Annotated in this window: 13 protein-coding genes; 9 read left to right on the top strand and 4 right to left on the bottom strand. The window is 71.1% G+C overall.

All coding sequences use genetic code 11. From position 1 onward, the window contains the following. Window positions 1-31 precede the first annotated feature (31 nt). Together HQ325_RS07680 and HQ325_RS07675 are read right to left on the bottom strand one after the other, a co-directional pair. Window positions 32-829 carry a PIG-L family deacetylase gene (locus HQ325_RS07680; RefSeq protein ID WP_222627805.1) on the bottom strand — a complete coding sequence of 266 codons (798 nt, stop codon included), beginning with the start codon at window positions 827-829 and terminating at the stop codon, window positions 32-34. Window positions 830-886: 57 nt separating this feature from the next. Then, complete coding sequence (locus tag HQ325_RS07675; RefSeq protein ID WP_222627803.1) at window positions 887-1,984, bottom strand: hypothetical protein; 1,098 nt, start codon at window positions 1,982-1,984, stop codon at window positions 887-889. Between the two features lie 119 nt (window positions 1,985-2,103). On the opposite strand from HQ325_RS07675, the gene HQ325_RS07670 reads away from it, so the two are divergent. The 3 genes from HQ325_RS07670 (at window position 2,104) to HQ325_RS07660 (ending at window position 4,832) form a co-directional block, all read left to right on the top strand. Then, window positions 2,104-2,439 (top strand): DUF3140 domain-containing protein, encoded by a 336-nt coding sequence (locus HQ325_RS07670; protein WP_222627801.1) that lies wholly within the window; start codon window positions 2,104-2,106, stop codon window positions 2,437-2,439. 84 nt (window positions 2,440-2,523) lie between these two features. Continuing rightward, window positions 2,524-3,486 (top strand): glycosyltransferase, encoded by a 963-nt coding sequence (locus HQ325_RS07665; RefSeq protein ID WP_222627799.1) that lies wholly within the window; start codon window positions 2,524-2,526, stop codon window positions 3,484-3,486. A gap of 107 nt (window positions 3,487-3,593) precedes the next feature. Beyond that, window positions 3,594-4,832: a glycosyltransferase gene (locus HQ325_RS07660; RefSeq protein ID WP_222627797.1), complete on the top strand. Its 1,239-nt coding sequence runs from the start codon at window positions 3,594-3,596 to the stop codon at window positions 4,830-4,832. A gap of 39 nt (window positions 4,833-4,871) precedes the next feature. On the opposite strand, the gene HQ325_RS07655 is transcribed toward HQ325_RS07660, so the two are convergent. Then, window positions 4,872-5,774 (bottom strand): glycosyltransferase family 2 protein, encoded by a 903-nt coding sequence (locus HQ325_RS07655; RefSeq protein ID WP_222627795.1) that lies wholly within the window; start codon window positions 5,772-5,774, stop codon window positions 4,872-4,874. After that, window positions 5,771-6,721: a glycosyltransferase family 2 protein gene (locus HQ325_RS07650; RefSeq protein WP_222627793.1), complete on the bottom strand. Its 951-nt coding sequence runs from the start codon at window positions 6,719-6,721 to the stop codon at window positions 5,771-5,773. Before HQ325_RS07650 ends, HQ325_RS07655 begins: the two co-directional genes overlap by 4 nt. A 71-nt stretch (window positions 6,722-6,792) precedes the next feature. On the opposite strand from HQ325_RS07650, the gene HQ325_RS07645 reads away from it, so the two are divergent. From HQ325_RS07645 to HQ325_RS07620, 6 genes are read left to right on the top strand one after another with little or no spacing between them, the layout of a single operon-like run. Continuing rightward, window positions 6,793-7,824: an NAD-dependent epimerase/dehydratase family protein gene (locus HQ325_RS07645; RefSeq protein WP_222627791.1), complete on the top strand. Its 1,032-nt coding sequence runs from the start codon at window positions 6,793-6,795 to the stop codon at window positions 7,822-7,824. A gap of 54 nt (window positions 7,825-7,878) precedes the next feature. Next, window positions 7,879-9,525 (top strand): carbamoyltransferase C-terminal domain-containing protein, encoded by a 1,647-nt coding sequence (locus HQ325_RS07640; RefSeq protein ID WP_222627789.1) that lies wholly within the window; start codon window positions 7,879-7,881, stop codon window positions 9,523-9,525. Beyond that, entirely contained in the window at window positions 9,522-11,051 is a 1,530-nt protein-coding gene (locus HQ325_RS07635) for an HAD-IIIA family hydrolase (RefSeq protein WP_222627786.1), read from the top strand. Before HQ325_RS07640 ends, HQ325_RS07635 begins: the two co-directional genes overlap by 4 nt. After that, window positions 11,048-12,139: a glycosyltransferase family 9 protein gene (locus HQ325_RS07630; RefSeq protein ID WP_308014298.1), complete on the top strand. Its 1,092-nt coding sequence runs from the start codon at window positions 11,048-11,050 to the stop codon at window positions 12,137-12,139. The genes HQ325_RS07635 and HQ325_RS07630 overlap by 4 nt, the downstream gene beginning before the upstream one ends. Then, the gene (locus tag HQ325_RS07625; RefSeq protein WP_222627784.1) at window positions 12,136-12,699 is read left to right on the top strand and encodes an SIS domain-containing protein; all 564 of its coding nucleotides are present in this window, start codon (window positions 12,136-12,138) and stop codon (window positions 12,697-12,699) included. Before HQ325_RS07630 ends, HQ325_RS07625 begins: the two co-directional genes overlap by 4 nt. After that, window positions 12,696-14,090: a PfkB family carbohydrate kinase gene (locus tag HQ325_RS07620; protein WP_308014297.1), complete on the top strand. Its 1,395-nt coding sequence runs from the start codon at window positions 12,696-12,698 to the stop codon at window positions 14,088-14,090. The genes HQ325_RS07625 and HQ325_RS07620 overlap by 4 nt, the downstream gene beginning before the upstream one ends. Window positions 14,091-14,102 lie beyond the last annotated feature (12 nt).

Raw genomic sequence — 14,102 nt, 5'->3', positions numbered from 1 at the left:
CCTGCGCTCCCGCCGCCAAACCGTCCCCGGACTACAGGGGCAGGGCGGTCTCGCGCACGGCGTCGGGCGCATCGACCGGGGGCACGATGCGTCGGAACCACTCGGTGCCGAACGCGGACGCGAGATCCTCGTCCGACATGGGGATGAACGGGCCGAAGTCACCGATCTGCGACTCGTGCACCACCATCGCCGCCCGCTTGGCGGCCAGGACACCGGACACGTCCACCGCGGTGGTGAGTTCCGACTCGGGCAGGCCGAACGCCTCGATGTCGAGGTGCGAGGCGTCCTCGTTCTCGCCCGGATCCCAGTTGGGGTTCGCCGTCATCATCTCGCGCATGCGGTCACGGTTCATCGTCGCCTCGTAGACGAACGGCACCTCGGCGATGGCCGCGGCGCGCACCCCCACGTGGTGCACCTGCACGTGGTCGGGATGGCCGTAACCACCGTGCGAGTCGTAGACCGTCAGGACACGGGCCTGCTCCTCGACGAGAACGTCCGCGAGCCGCCGAGCGGCCTCCTCGACGTCCACGTTGGCGAAGGCGTGCGGGTTCGTGTTGCCCTCGGTCCCGGCCATCCCCGAGTCCGCATATCCCAGCAGGACCACGCGCTGCGCCCCCAGCACCTCGGCCGAGCGCTCCAGTTCACGCTGCCGCCGATCGTGCAGCGACTCGCCCTCGGTCAACAGGCCGTCGGGCACCTCACCGAGCGCACCGTCGGTCGCCGTCACCAGCACCACTCGGTGGCCGGCGTCGGCCGCCGACCGCATGATCCCGCCGGTGCCGAACACCTCGTCGTCGGGATGGGCATGGAAGCACACCAACACACTCATCGGCAGATGGTCGCACGGGCGCGGTGCGCGGGCTCGATCACGTCGGGTGTCGACCCCTCACGTCGCGTACCTGCGCAGCGCGGCGATGCCGTCGCGGGGATCGATCCGCTCGTCGACGCGCAGCACCTCGGCATCGAGGTGGAGCGCACCGAACGGGACGGCCTCGTCGGCCCGCAGCGTGCGGGCGGGAGAGACACCGAACACCGAGAGCGCGTCGGGGTCCGGCGCGATCATGGTGGGCGACGAGTCCGCGACCACGGTGACCTCCGGGAGATCCCCGACGAGCAGCGTCTCGAGGCTGCCGTCGCGCACCGCTGCGCAGACGTCGTCGAGACCGTCGATCGCGAGCCCGGACCCCCGGCCCGTCTCGGCCGACCACCTCCGGGCGGCGTCGTCCATCGCGGCGAGTCGTCGACGCTCGACCTCCTCCTCGATCGCGCGCGCCAGTTCCTCGTCGTGGTCCCCACTTCCGCGTGCCCCGATGTCGAGCTCGACCACGACGTCCGCCGTGCGTTCCGGGAGCGCGCCGCGCAGATCGGACCGCGAGCGCACCTCCCCGGCGACGAACGCGACGTCGAGCCGTCGCTCGTCGATCAGGTGCGTCACCCGATCGGCCACGGCGCTCACGTTGCGGCGCGCGGCGTCGTCCGTACGGCGCTGCGGGGTGCCGTAGCCGGCGGACTCCGCCCCGGCTGCCTGGTGAACGGGTCCGGACACGGCGTCGACGGTCTCCTCGTGCACTCCGCCGGGGCCGTGCACGGTGATGTCGGCTCCCGCGTGATCGACCCACGCCACCAGGTAGGTCAGGTCCACGGGGCCGTGGTCGACGAGGGGAACGAGGTAGGGCAACTCCGACACCCGCACCTCCGTCCGGACGGGCGGGCCGAGGAGGCGCTCGTCGACGAGCACCGTCGCCCCGGCAGCGATGAGAGCGCGCCCGCTGCGACCGACGGCGGGCGGTGCGTCCAGCACCGCGGACCGGAGGGCCTCCACGGCCTCGTCCGGTGCGGACCGCTCCCGCAACTCCTCCTCGATCCCGCGCCAGCTGAGCTCGAGGCGCGTTCGCGCGTCCTCGGTGTCGTGCGAATCCTCGAAGTACACGGACACGAAAGGTCCGGTGGACTCGGTCAACGCACGGAGTGAGTTCGGATGCATCGGTTCCTCCCACGGTGTGTCCGACGGGTGTTCGGTCGTCTCGTCCGGAGGTCTGCCCGTCAGGACGGACGTCAAACGACCGGGATTGCCGCCCTCGCTTCCGGGGAACGCGATGCGTCATGACGGAGAAGAACGAGACGGTGGACGACGTGTGGGACGACTGGAAGGACGCGGTCAACATGACCAGGAAGGAGCTCGAGGACTGGCTGACGACCGACGAGTCCCGCTCCGTCGGTGACTCGAAGGACGGTGAGTCGACGGGGCACGAGATGGGGCGGCGCATCACCTCGATCCTGGACACGAAGAAATCCGATCTCACGGACGACGACGTCGCCGCGATGCGCAAGGTCGTCGGATACGTGCACCGACATCGCGCCCAGGGCCCCTCGAAGGACGTGGAGCACTCGCGGTGGCGCTACTCGCTGATGAACTGGGGAAACGATCCGATGAAGTGACCTCGGCGTGAGATGTGGGAGAGGTATTCGGAGCTGAACGCCATCCGGATGTTTTTTTCCTTCGATCCGGGTTATCCGAGCGGTATGTCCCAGTCCTGTTCGGTGTTGCTGTGGCACGTGCACGGATCGTGGACGTCCGCCTTCGTCGCGGGTCGACACCGGTACCTGCTCCCGGTGAACGACACCGGTGACGAGTGGGGGCGCGGACGGTGTGGGCGACCCTGGTCGGATTACGCGATCGACGTTCCGGTCGATCGTGCGCCCGCGCAGGATGTCGACGTCGTCGTGCTGCAACGCCCGCAGGAGCTCGAGCTGGCGGAAGCGATTCTGGGTCGACGACCCGGCCGCGACGTCCCGGCGATCTACGTCGAGCACAACGCGCCACGACCGAGTCCCGTGCACTCCGTCCACCCGCTGGCGGATCGGAGCGACATCCCTGTCGTGCACGTGACCGAGTTCAATCGCCTCATGTGGGACACCGGCGTCGCGCCGACGACGGTGATCCCGCACGGCATCGCCGACCCCGGTCCGCTCTACACGGGCTCGCTGCCCCGAGCCGTCACCATGATCAACGACCCGGTCCGACGCGGACGCGTGGTGGGAACCGACCTCCTCGGCCCGCTGGCCGGCGCCGCACCGCTCGACGTGTTCGGGATGGGAACCCGCGAACTGGACGAGCCGACCGCGAACGTCCGCGGCCTCGGCGACGTGCAGGGCCACGAGCTGCACCGCGAGATCGCTCGACGCCGCGTCTACGTGCACACCGCACGATGGACGTCGCTGGGACTGTCACTGCTCGAGGCGATGTACCTGGGCATGCCCGTCGTGGCGGTGGCGACGACGGAGGTCGCGGCCACTGTGCCGCCCGAGGTCGGCGTCCTCTCCAACGACGTCGACGTCCTCCGCGCCGGAATCAGCGAACTCGTCCACGAGCCGATCGCAGCCGAGCTCGCCGGCAAGGCGGCACGCAGCTTCGTCTCCGCACGACACGACCTCCCGACCTTCCTCGACCGATGGGACAGCGCACTCGCCGCCGTCCTCCCCTGAAGCCGCTCACCCGACCAGACCATCTCCACCCGCTCCACCGACCGAGAGGGACGTCGTTCAGTCACCAGCGACGTCTCGGAACGCACGATCCGAGGGACGGATTCCTCATGCGCATCGCCATGGTGTCAGAACACGCAAGCCCGCTCGCCGCGCTCGGCGGAATCGACGCGGGGGGCCAGAACGTCCACGTCGCGGCGCTGGCCGCGGCCCTGGTCGACCGCGGCCACGAGGTGTCGGTCTTCACCCGGCGCGACTCCCGCGACCTCCCCGACGAGGTCACCGTCGATCACGGCTACCGCGTCGTGCACGTTCCCGCAGGTCCGCCGGAGCCGGTACCGAAGGACGAACTACTGCCCCACATGGGCGACTTCGCCTCGCACCTGGCCGAGCACTGGACGCGAGACCGACCCGACGTGGTCCACGCCCACTTCTGGATGTCGGGGCTCGCGACCCAGCTCGCGGCGCGTCCGCCCGCGATTCCCACGGTCGTGACCTTCCACGCACTCGGTGTGGTCAAGCGTCGGCACCAGGGCACCCGCGACACGTCGCCGCCGAGCCGACCGAAGATCGAGCGGCTCATCGCACGCGGAGCCGATCACGTCGTCGCGACGTGCTCGGACGAGGTCACCGAACTGGTCCGGATGGGCATACCGCGCCGGCGGGTGTCGGTGGTGCCGTGCGGCGTGGACCTCGAGAAGTTCCAGCCGGCGCCGGTCAGCTCTCCCGACCCCGCGCGTCGGCGGCGGCTGGTCGCCGTCGGCCGACTGGTGCCTCGCAAAGGATTCGACCTGGCGATCGCGGCCCTCGCGTCGATTCCGGACACCGACCTCATCATCGCCGGCGGCGAGCGCAGCGACGTCTCGGACGACGACGAGGCTCGACGCCTGAAGCAGATCGCCGTCGCCCACGGTGTGGCCGACCGCGTTCGCCTGGTCGGACAGGTCTCCCACGAGACGATGCCCGACCTTCTCCGCTCCGCCGACATCGTGGTCTGCACTCCTACGTACGAGCCGTTCGGGATCGTGCCGCTCGAAGCGATGGCGTGCGGGATCCCGGTGGTGGCCACCGCGGTCGGTGGCTTCCTCGACACCGTGATCGACGGTGTCACCGGAGTTCTCGTCCACCGACGCACGCCTGCCGCCGTGGCCGACGCCGTCCGTCGCCTGCTGAACGACGAGGGTCGGCGGACCGGCTACGGCATGTCGGCCGCCGATCGCGCTCGTGCGCGGTACTCGTGGGAGCAGATCGCCGTCGACACCGATCGGGTCTACCGGTCACTGCTTCCGGAGCCGGCCGCCGCCGACACCGCGGACGGATCGGGGGACGACCAGCTGGACCGGGTGTGAAGCCCGGTCGAACCCGGTCTCGTCACCCCCCCGAACTTGTCACCCCACGTAGCGCCGCGCCACCGACCGCGACTGCGGCTCCTCGAGGAGTACGAGGCCCCGTTCGACGGACGGCGGCACCACTGTCCGCTCGCGTGCCACCCATCCGGCGGACCGCATCGCCTCCCACACCGCCGACGCCGTCGTGCGGTCCCGGGGGGCGGACCGCACCACCGCGACGGTACGGCGGAGTGCGCTGCGCACCGGCCGGCGTAACCACAGCGTCCACAGGGTGTTCCGGATCCCGAGCTGACGACGGCGGGTGGAGTCGCGGCTCACCGACGGTTCGTGTTCGATGACCATGCCCTCCTCCCAGACCATCCACCAGCCGGCCGCGGCGAGGTCGAGGGCCAACAGTTCCTCCTCGCCGCCGAGCCACATCTTCTCGCAGAATCCGCCCACTCTCCGGAACGCCGCCACGCGAATCATCGTCAGCCCCGCCATGATCCCGAGGAGAGCAGGACCGGGAAGCCAGGCGGGACCCACGATCGGGCTCTCCCGGAACTCGGGAGTGATCGGATCCTCGACCAGCGACGGCGCGACCAGACAGCGGCCCGTGACCGTCGCCAGGGCCGGATAGGCGTCGAGTCGCACCGCCCCCAGTGTCAGTGCGCCCTCCTGCCAGCGCGTGTCGTCGTCGCAGAAGGCGACGTACGGCGTCGTCACGAGATCCACCGCACGGTTCCGGGCCACCGCGCCCAGGTTCTCCGACAGGGCGAGAAGCCGTACCTCGGGGAACAGTTCCCGCACCATGTCCGCCGTACCGTCCGTGGAGGCGTTGTCCACCAGGATGATCGGGGCCGCGTCCGAGATCGACGTCATGTGTTTCAGCGTGCGGTGAAGCTCGTCCCGTCGGTCGTGAGTGATCATCACGACGGTGACACGATCGGCTGTCTCGGTCATGCTCGAACCTCCTCGTCGGGGTGCCCGGACGCCGCCGGTGTGGTCTCGAGAGCGCGAGCGGCCCGCTCGACGTCCGGGGGCAGGGTCTGTCGGTGCCACAGTGCGGTCGGGGCACGGAGCGCCGCGCCCACGAGAGCCGGCGTCACGCGAGGATCGACGAGTGCGCGCGCCACCAGCGTCGTCACCGACCGGACGCACTCCCCCACCGGTCGGCGCATCAGTGCCGTGAGAACTGCATTGCGCGACTCCAGGTTCCGTCGGGCGATCGTCGCCATGCGTCGGGTCGACGGGTGGTGGTGTGCGATCACGTCGCACACGTGCACCACCCGATGACCCGCCGCCACCAGATCGAAGGCGAGCAGGGTCTCCTCACCGCCGAACTGCAGGACCGGAGAGAAGCCGCCGATGGCCAGGAAGGCTCTGCGCCGCACGATCGCAGCGCACGCGAGAAATCCCAGCACCGGCGGACCGGGGTCGTCGACGTCGGCACTGCCGGACGCCAGAGGGCTGACGTGCAGGGCCGCGTTGACGGGGTCGTCCCGACACTCGGGGCCGACCACCGTCCGCGCTGCGACGAGGGCGATGTCCGGATGGACGTCGAGAATTCGTTCCGCGGTCGTCAGCGCCGCACGCTCCCACCACGAGTCGTCGTCCGCGAAGGCGACGAACTCGGTCTCGGCGGCCCAGACGCCCCGATTGCGGGCCGCGGCACCCTCGTTGCGCGACAGTGGAATCGAGCGCACGTCCGCACCCTCCTCGGCTGCCCGCCGTACCACGTCCGCGGTGCCGTCCGAGGAGGCGTTGTCCACGACGATCACCGGCGGTGGCGGCCGCAGCCGCGTCAGGTGGTGCAACGTGGTGGCCAGTTCGTCCGCACGGTTGCGTGTCGCCACCACCACCGTGGTGCGCGACCTCTCCCCGGAACCGCTCGTCTCACTGCCCGACACGCGCCCGGTCTACCCGGAACGGGTCCGGACAAACGCGTTTGCCGGGTGCACTCACGGGTATCTGCCGCGCCATGTCCGAGGAAGCTGGATCGAACCGAACTGGCAGGTCGACGAGAAGCGCGGTCGTGTTCGGCGGCGCGGGATTCGTGGGATCACATCTCTGCGAGGCGCTTCTCGCCGACGGCACCGCGGTGGTCTGTGTGGACAACCTCGTCACGGGGTCGCTCGACAACATCGAGCACCTCCACCGCGAGTCGCGGTTCCGTTTCGTCGAGCACGACATCACGGAACCGCTGCCCCGGTCGATCACCCGTGCCGACCCGGGACAGGTCTTCCATCTCGCGTCCGCGGCCTCCCCCGACGACTATCACCGGCTGCCTCTCGAGACGTTGCACGCGGGTGCCGTCGGAACCGAGCGAGCTCTCGAGCTCGCCCGCGAGCACCGTGCCCGGTTCCTGCTGGCGTCGACGAGTGAGGTGTACGGCGATCCGCTGGTCAGCCCGCAGTCCGAGTCGTACCGCGGGAATGTCGACCCCACCGGTCCGCGCAGCGTCTACGACGAGGCGAAGCGCTACGCCGAGGCGCTCACCGCGGCCTACCGGCGCACGCACGGCGTCGACACGGCGATCGCCCGCATCTTCAACACGTACGGCCCGCGCATGCGCCGCGACGACGGGCGGATGATTCCGAACTTCGTGTGCCAGGCCCTGGAGGGCCGCTCGCTGACCGTCACCGGCTCCGGCCTGCAGACCCGGTCGGTCTGCCACGTGGACGACACCGTGGCCGGGCTGCTCGCACTGGTCCGGTCGGCGCATCCCGGGCCCGTCAACATCGGCAACCCGGACGAACGGACGGTGCTCGAGATCGCGCGCGCCGTGGCCGAGGTCGTGGGGTGCGACCTCACCGTGGCACCGTGCCCGCCGGTCGAGGACGACCCCCAGCGCCGCTGCCCCGACATCACCGTCGCGCGCACTGCTCTCGGATGGGGCCCGACCGTCGACCTGGCGGACGGTCTCACCCGCACGGTCCGGTGGTTCGCCGACACCGCTCCGTCGTCACGACCGAATCCGAACACGGTGTTTACCGGCGCGGCCGGCGGGTAGATCGGGCCGCACCGGCGCGGCCGGAGGATCGATCGGACGAAGAGGAGGTGAGTCATGCGCGTGCTCGGGATCAACGCGGTGTTCCACGATTCGGCCGCCGTGGTCATGGTCGACGGCCGCACGGTGGCCGCGGCGGAGGAGGAGCGCTTCTCCCGACGCAAACACGGGAAGCGGCCGGTTCCGTTCTCCGCGTGGGAGCTTCCCGAGGCGGCGATTCGCTGGTGCCTCGATCACGCCGGCCTCGACGCGTCGGACATCGATGCCGTCGCGTACTCGTACGACCCCGCCCTGGTGGACCACGACGCCGTGCACGGAGATCGCCACGGTGGCCTCGATCCACGGTGGGAGGAGCTGCGTACGACCTATGCCGAGCGCGCTCCGCACTTCCTGTCCACCGTTCTCGGCGGGGCACCCGTGGGGTCGTTCCACCATGTGCGGCACCACGTCGCGCACGCCGCGTCGGCGGGACTGCTGGCTCCGTTCGGCGGCTCCTGCGCGGTACTGGTGTCCGACGGCCGGGGCGAGAGCACCTCGATGCTGTCCGGTCGCTACATCGACTCCAAGCTCGAAGTACTTGCCACGCAGAGCCTTCCGCACTCCCTCGGACTGCTGTACGAGGACCTCACCGAACACCTGGGCTTCACTCGCTCGAGTGACGAGTACAAGGTGATGGCCCTGGCCTCGTACGGACGGCCCCGGCACCTCCCTCTGCTGCGTCGGTTCGTCCACGTCACCGACGACGGCGGATTCCGCACCGAGTGGATCGACTGGGAGCAGCTGGTGCCCCGCCGTGCCCCCGACGCGCGGTTCGACGAGCGCCACGCGGATCTCGCCTGCAGCGTGCAGGCCGTCGTGGAGGAGGTGCTGCTCGCCCTGACCCGCGAACTCGCCGACAGGACCGGCGAACACCGGTTGGCCATGGCCGGCGGAACCGCCCTCAACTGTGTGGCCAACACCCGCGTGCTCACCGAGGGTCCCTTCGACGACATCTGGGTCCAGCCGGCCGCAGGTGACAGCGGAACCGCCTGGGGCGCAGCAGCGACGGTGGCCGCCGAGGCCGGTGACACCATCGCACCGTTGACGACGGCGGCACTCGGTCGCCGATGGAGCGATGACGAGATCGCCGCTCAGCTCACCGTGGCCAAGGTGCCGTTCGAGCGGCCCGTCGACATCGCCTCCGCCGCGGCCGAGGTGTTGGCGGACAACGGGATCGTCGCATGGTTCCAGGGTCCGTCCGAATTCGGTCCCCGCGCGCTCGGCCACCGCTCGCTGCTGGCCCATCCCGGTCATGCCGGCAACGTCGAGCGCCTCAACGACGTGAAGGGGCGCGAGCAGTTCCGGCCCGTGGCACCCATGGTGCTCGCGCATCGCGCTCCCGAATTGTTCTCCCGTGGTCCGATTCCCAGCCCCTACATGCTGTTCGTGCACGACGTCGACCCGGCGTGGCGAGATCGGCTCCCGGCCGTGACCCACGTCGACGGCACCGCGCGCATCCAGACCGTGGAGGACGGTTCGGGGCCGACCGCGGCGATGCTGCGCGAGTTCGATCGCCGGACCGGCATCCCGGTCGTCGTCAACACGAGCCTCAACACCGCGGGCCGACCCATGGTGGACAGCCCGCACGACGCCCTCGAGCTGTTCGGATCCTCTCCCGTCGACGCGTTGGCCATCGGACCGTTCCTCGTCCGGCGGAACCGATGAGCGCGCCGGCCCACAGCGAGCCGACGTGGTCCGTCGTGATCCCGACGATCGGTCGGCCCGGCCTGGCCACACTGCTGCGTGCGCTCGACTCGGGAACGGGTCCGACACCGGACGTCGTGGTGGTGGTCGACGACAGGCCGCGCAGTGCGACCGAGCCCCTCGACCTCCCCGCACTCGATCTCACCGTCCGACTGGTCCGCTGTGGTGGGCGTGGACCAGCCGCTGCACGCAACGTCGGCTGGCGCCACACGAGCAGCGAGTGGGTCGCATTCCTCGACGACGACGTGACGGTCGCGTCGACGTGGCGGGACCAGCTCGTCCGCGACCTGCGCGGACTGCCGTCGTCCGTGGGGGCGTCGCAGGCCGTGATCGACGTGCCCCTGCCGACGGACCGTCGGCCCACCGACGACGAACGCCGCACCGCGGCGCTGTCCACGGCGCGGTGGATCACTGCCGACATGGCTTACCGACGCACGGCGTTGCGCACGGTGGACGGCTTCGACGAGCGGTTCCCACGGGCGTACCGCGAGGACTCGGACCTGGCGGTCCGCGTTCGCCGCGCCGGGTACGAGATCGTCACCGGCACCAGGATCACCACCCACCCGCCCGCCGTGAGCGCGGACCCGTGGGCGAGTCTGCGCGCGCAACGTGGCAACGAGGACAACGCGCTGATGCGCCTGAAGTACGGCCGCGACTGGCGCTCCGAGATCGGTGAGGGTCCTGGCATGATGCCCCGCCACGTCGTCACGACGCTGACGGCCGTCGTCGCCGTGCGATCCGTGTCGAGGGGCCGGCGAAGGATCGCCGCCGCCGCCGCGTCGGCCTGGGCGACACTCACCGCGGAGTTCGCGGCGCGCCGCATCGCCGCGGGACCTCTCTCGTCACGGGAGTGCGTCTCGATGGCCGTCACGTCGGTGCTGATCCCGCCACTCGCCGTGGCGTACCGGGCACGCGGGGAGCTGCGTCATCGTCTCGTCCGGTCGGACGCGTCCACGGGTCCGGCGCTGGCCGTGCTGTTCGACCGCGACGACACCATCATCGTGGACGTCCCCTATCTGGCCGATCCCGACGGGGTGACACCCGTCGACGGGGCGCGCGAGGCCCTGGACCTGTTGCGCGACAACGGTATCAAGGTCGGCGTGGTGAGCAATCAGTCCGGCGTGGCCCGCGGTCTGGTGGCACCCGAGCAACTGGACGCGGTGAATGCACGCGTCGAGACGTTGCTGGGTCCGTTCGACACGTGGCAGGTGTGTCCCCACGGCGAGGCCGACGGGTGCGGGTGCCGCAAGCCCCGCCCCGGCATGGTCGATGCCGCCGCACGGGAACTGGGCCTGTCCCCAGCCGACTGCGTCCTCATCGGGGACATCGGCGCGGACATCGGCGCAGCACAGGCTGCGGGTGCACGCGCGATCCTCGTGCCCACGCCCCGCACCCGTGCGGACGAGGTGGACCATGCTCGCCGTCACGCCGCGGTGGCGCCCACCGTGGCGGCCGCCGTGTCGGCCGTGATCGCAGGTGCCGTGTGAGTGTGCGACGTTCGGAAGGCAGACGGGTGCTCGTGGCTCGCCTGGACAGCATGGGCGACGTCCTGCTGACCGGCCCCGCGGTGCGTGCGATCGCGCAGGAGGACTCGGTGACCATGCTCGTGGGTCCCGGCGGACGCGCTGCGGCGGAACTCCTTCCGGGTGTGCAGGAGGTGATCACGTTCACCGCACCGTGGATCGTTCTCGATCCGCCGGCCGTCGACCGCGCCGAGATCGATGCGCTGGTCTCCAGACTCGCCGACGGAGCGTTCGACCGGCTGCTCGTCTTCGGCTCGTTCCACCAGTCGCCGCTCCCGCTCGCGCTGCTCGGCCGACTCGCCGGGATCCCGTGGATCGGCGCGCACTGCGAGGACTACCCCGGCTCGTTGCTCGATCTGCGTCACCGAACACCCGACGAGGACGTTCCGGAAGCGGAGCGTGCCATGTCCCTGGTGCGCGCGGCAGGGTACGAGTCCGGTGGCAGCGCCCTGTCGGTGCGGCGCCCACTGCCGGACACCTCGCACCTGACCGGTCCCGAGAGCTACGTCGTCGTGCATCCCGGCGCCGCCGTGTCGGCCCGTCGGCCGGGACCGGACCACAGCCGGGCCATCGTGTCCGCGCTCGTCGCGGAGGGTCATCGCGTGGTGGTGACGGGAACCGCGGAGGAGGCCCGGCTCGCAGCCCATGTGGCCGACGAGGACGCGGCGAATCTGGCCGGACGCGTCGACCTCGCCGAACTCGCGGACGTCCTCGATCGCGCCGACGTCGTGGTCGCCCCCAACACCGGGCCGGCCCATCTCGCGGCGGCCGTCGGCACCCCGGTGGTCTCTCTCTTCGCGCCCGTGGTGTCGTCCGTCCGGTGGGCACCCCACGGCGTGCCGCGCGTCGTTCTCGGCGATCAGACGGCGGCCTGCCGGGGTACGCGGGCGCGGCGCTGTCCGGTGCCCGGTCACCCCTGCCTGGACGGTATCGACCCGTACGACGTGGTCGAGGCCGTGCATCGCTTCACCACCCGGCGCGTCTCCATCCGTAGCGCAGCCGTTCCCGCACCCGATCCCACACCCATTCCCACACCCGGAGGCGGACGATGATCGAGGAACACTTCGTAGCTCTGCAGACCGCGGCCCGGCAGGCGTCGGGCGCGGCCCCGGTCCTGTCCCGGTGGGCAGCCCACCTCACCACCGTGTTCGACGGCGGTGGTCGGCTCCTCGCGTGCGGCAACGGCGGGAGCGCCGCGGAGGCGCAGCACCTCACGGGCGAGCTCGTCGGCCGATTCCGGCACGATCGACACCCGCTGTCCGCCATCGCCCTGCACGCCGACACCTCGGCGACCACCGCCATCGTCAACGACTACGGCGAGGAGGAGGTCTTCGCGCGCCAGGTCCGTGCCCACGGTCGCCCGGGGGACGTCCTCGTCGCGCTGTCCACCAGTGGCTCGAGCCGGAACGTGCTCGCAGCAGCGAAGGCTGCGCAGGAGATCGGCGTCACCGTGTGGGCTCTGACGGGCCCTCCTCCCAACGAACTCGCCGCCACGGCGGACGACGCGATCGCCGTCGAGGCACCCACCGTCGCGACGGTCCAGGAGATCCACCTGGCACTGGTGCACGGGCTGTGTCTGGCGCTCGACACGGCACTGGGAGTGCGGACGTGAGTGCGACGCCTGATCCCGGTCCGCTGGTGATCGTGGGCGACACGCTGCTCGACGTCGATGTCCAGGGTGTCGCGGAGCGGCTCAGCCCCGAGGCGCCCGTTCCCGTCGTCGACGTCGCCCGGAGCTGGTGTCGCCCGGGTGGTGCCGGGCTCGCCGCGCTGATCTCGGCCCGCCACGGCGTGCCCACGGTGCTCGTCACCGCGGTGGGAGTCGACGCCGGTGCGGACACCGTGCTGGACCTGCTGGAGCGCGACGTCGAGGTGGTGACGATGCCGCTCGACGGCACGACGGTGCGCAAGACCCGTGTGCAGGCGTCCGGGCAGCCCCTACTGCGCCTGGATTCCGGCGACGGGCGGGCGTCCCGCGCCGACGTGCCGACCCGGGTGTCCGACGCGATCGCCTCCGCGGGAGCCGTTCTCGTGTCCGACTACGGCCGCGGCGTGGCGGCCAACCCGTCACTACGGGCATGTCTCGACGCAGCGGCCGAGCGCGTTCCCGTCGTGTGGGACCCCCATCCCCGAGGGCCCGCGCCGGTGCGCGGCACCATGCTCGCGACCCCCAACCTGGACGAGGCTCGGCGGGTCACGGGCGCGCAGGACCAGGAGGCGGTGCTGGACCGGGTGGCCGCGGCTCTGCACGCCGCCGGTGTCGCCGTCACCACCGGATCACGTGGCGCAGTTCTCGTGGAGGGCGACGATCGCACCGAGGTACCCATCGGCGCGGACATCGGCGCCGCGGGGCGGGGCGCCGACACGTGCGGCGCCGGTGACCGGTTCGCGACCGCGGCCGCAGCCGCGCTGCGGGACGGTGCCACCCTGCTCGCCGCCACCCGGGTGGCCGTCGACGCGGCGGCCCGCTTCGTCGTGTCCGGCGGCGCCGTCGGCTTCTCCCGATGCGAGGGCGAGATCCCTGCTGCCGCGCTCACGACCGTTCCCGAGGACGCCGAGACGACGATCGACCGCGTCCGACGTGCCGGCGGTCGGATCGTCGCGACCGGCGGGTGCTTCGACCTCCTGCACACCGGCCACGTCTCGTTGCTGCGTCAGGCCCGACTGATGGGCGACGCCCTGGTGGTGTGCCTCAACTCCGATGCCTCCGTCGCCCGCGCCAAGGGACCTACGAGACCGGTGGTCTCGCAACGAGATCGAGCGCGCGTCCTCCTCGAGCTCGGCAGCGTCGACGCCGTGGTGGTGTTCGACGAGGACACCCCCACCGCCGTCCTCGACCGCCTACGACCCGACCTCTGGGTCAAGGGATCCGACTACGCGGAGGCGACGTTGCCGGAGGCGGAGACCGTCCGTCGCCACGGCGGCGACATCGTGCTCGTCCCCGTGGTCGGCGGGTACTCGACCACTCGGCTCGTCGACGCCGCACGTGCACGCCCCGCCTGACCCGTCCACACG

This window comes from Rhodococcus sp. BP-349 (assembly GCF_019835845.1).
Lineage (GTDB): Bacteria > Actinomycetota > Actinomycetes > Mycobacteriales > Mycobacteriaceae > Rhodococcoides.
Note: the sequence above shows the minus strand (reverse complement) of the source record. Positions and strands in the feature narration are given on the sequence as shown.

Bases quoted from the DNA above. Each gene is read 5' to 3' on its own strand.
- HQ325_RS07680 (WP_222627805.1), bottom strand. From the start codon at position 829: ATGAGTGTGTTGGTGTGCTTCCATGCCCATCCCGACGACGAGGTGTTC.
- HQ325_RS07675 (WP_222627803.1), bottom strand. From the start codon at position 1,984: ATGCATCCGAACTCACTCCGTGCGTTGACCGAGTCCACCGGACCTTTC.
- HQ325_RS07670 (WP_222627801.1), top strand. From the start codon at position 2,104: ATGACGGAGAAGAACGAGACGGTGGACGACGTGTGGGACGACTGGAAG.
- HQ325_RS07665 (WP_222627799.1), top strand. From the start codon at position 2,524: ATGTCCCAGTCCTGTTCGGTGTTGCTGTGGCACGTGCACGGATCGTGG.
- HQ325_RS07660 (WP_222627797.1), top strand. From the start codon at position 3,594: ATGCGCATCGCCATGGTGTCAGAACACGCAAGCCCGCTCGCCGCGCTC.
- HQ325_RS07655 (WP_222627795.1), bottom strand. From the start codon at position 5,774: ATGACCGAGACAGCCGATCGTGTCACCGTCGTGATGATCACTCACGAC.
- HQ325_RS07645 (WP_222627791.1), top strand. From the start codon at position 6,793: ATGTCCGAGGAAGCTGGATCGAACCGAACTGGCAGGTCGACGAGAAGC.
- HQ325_RS07640 (WP_222627789.1), top strand. From the start codon at position 7,879: ATGCGCGTGCTCGGGATCAACGCGGTGTTCCACGATTCGGCCGCCGTG.
- HQ325_RS07635 (WP_222627786.1), top strand. From the start codon at position 9,522: ATGAGCGCGCCGGCCCACAGCGAGCCGACGTGGTCCGTCGTGATCCCG.
- HQ325_RS07625 (WP_222627784.1), top strand. From the start codon at position 12,136: ATGATCGAGGAACACTTCGTAGCTCTGCAGACCGCGGCCCGGCAGGCG.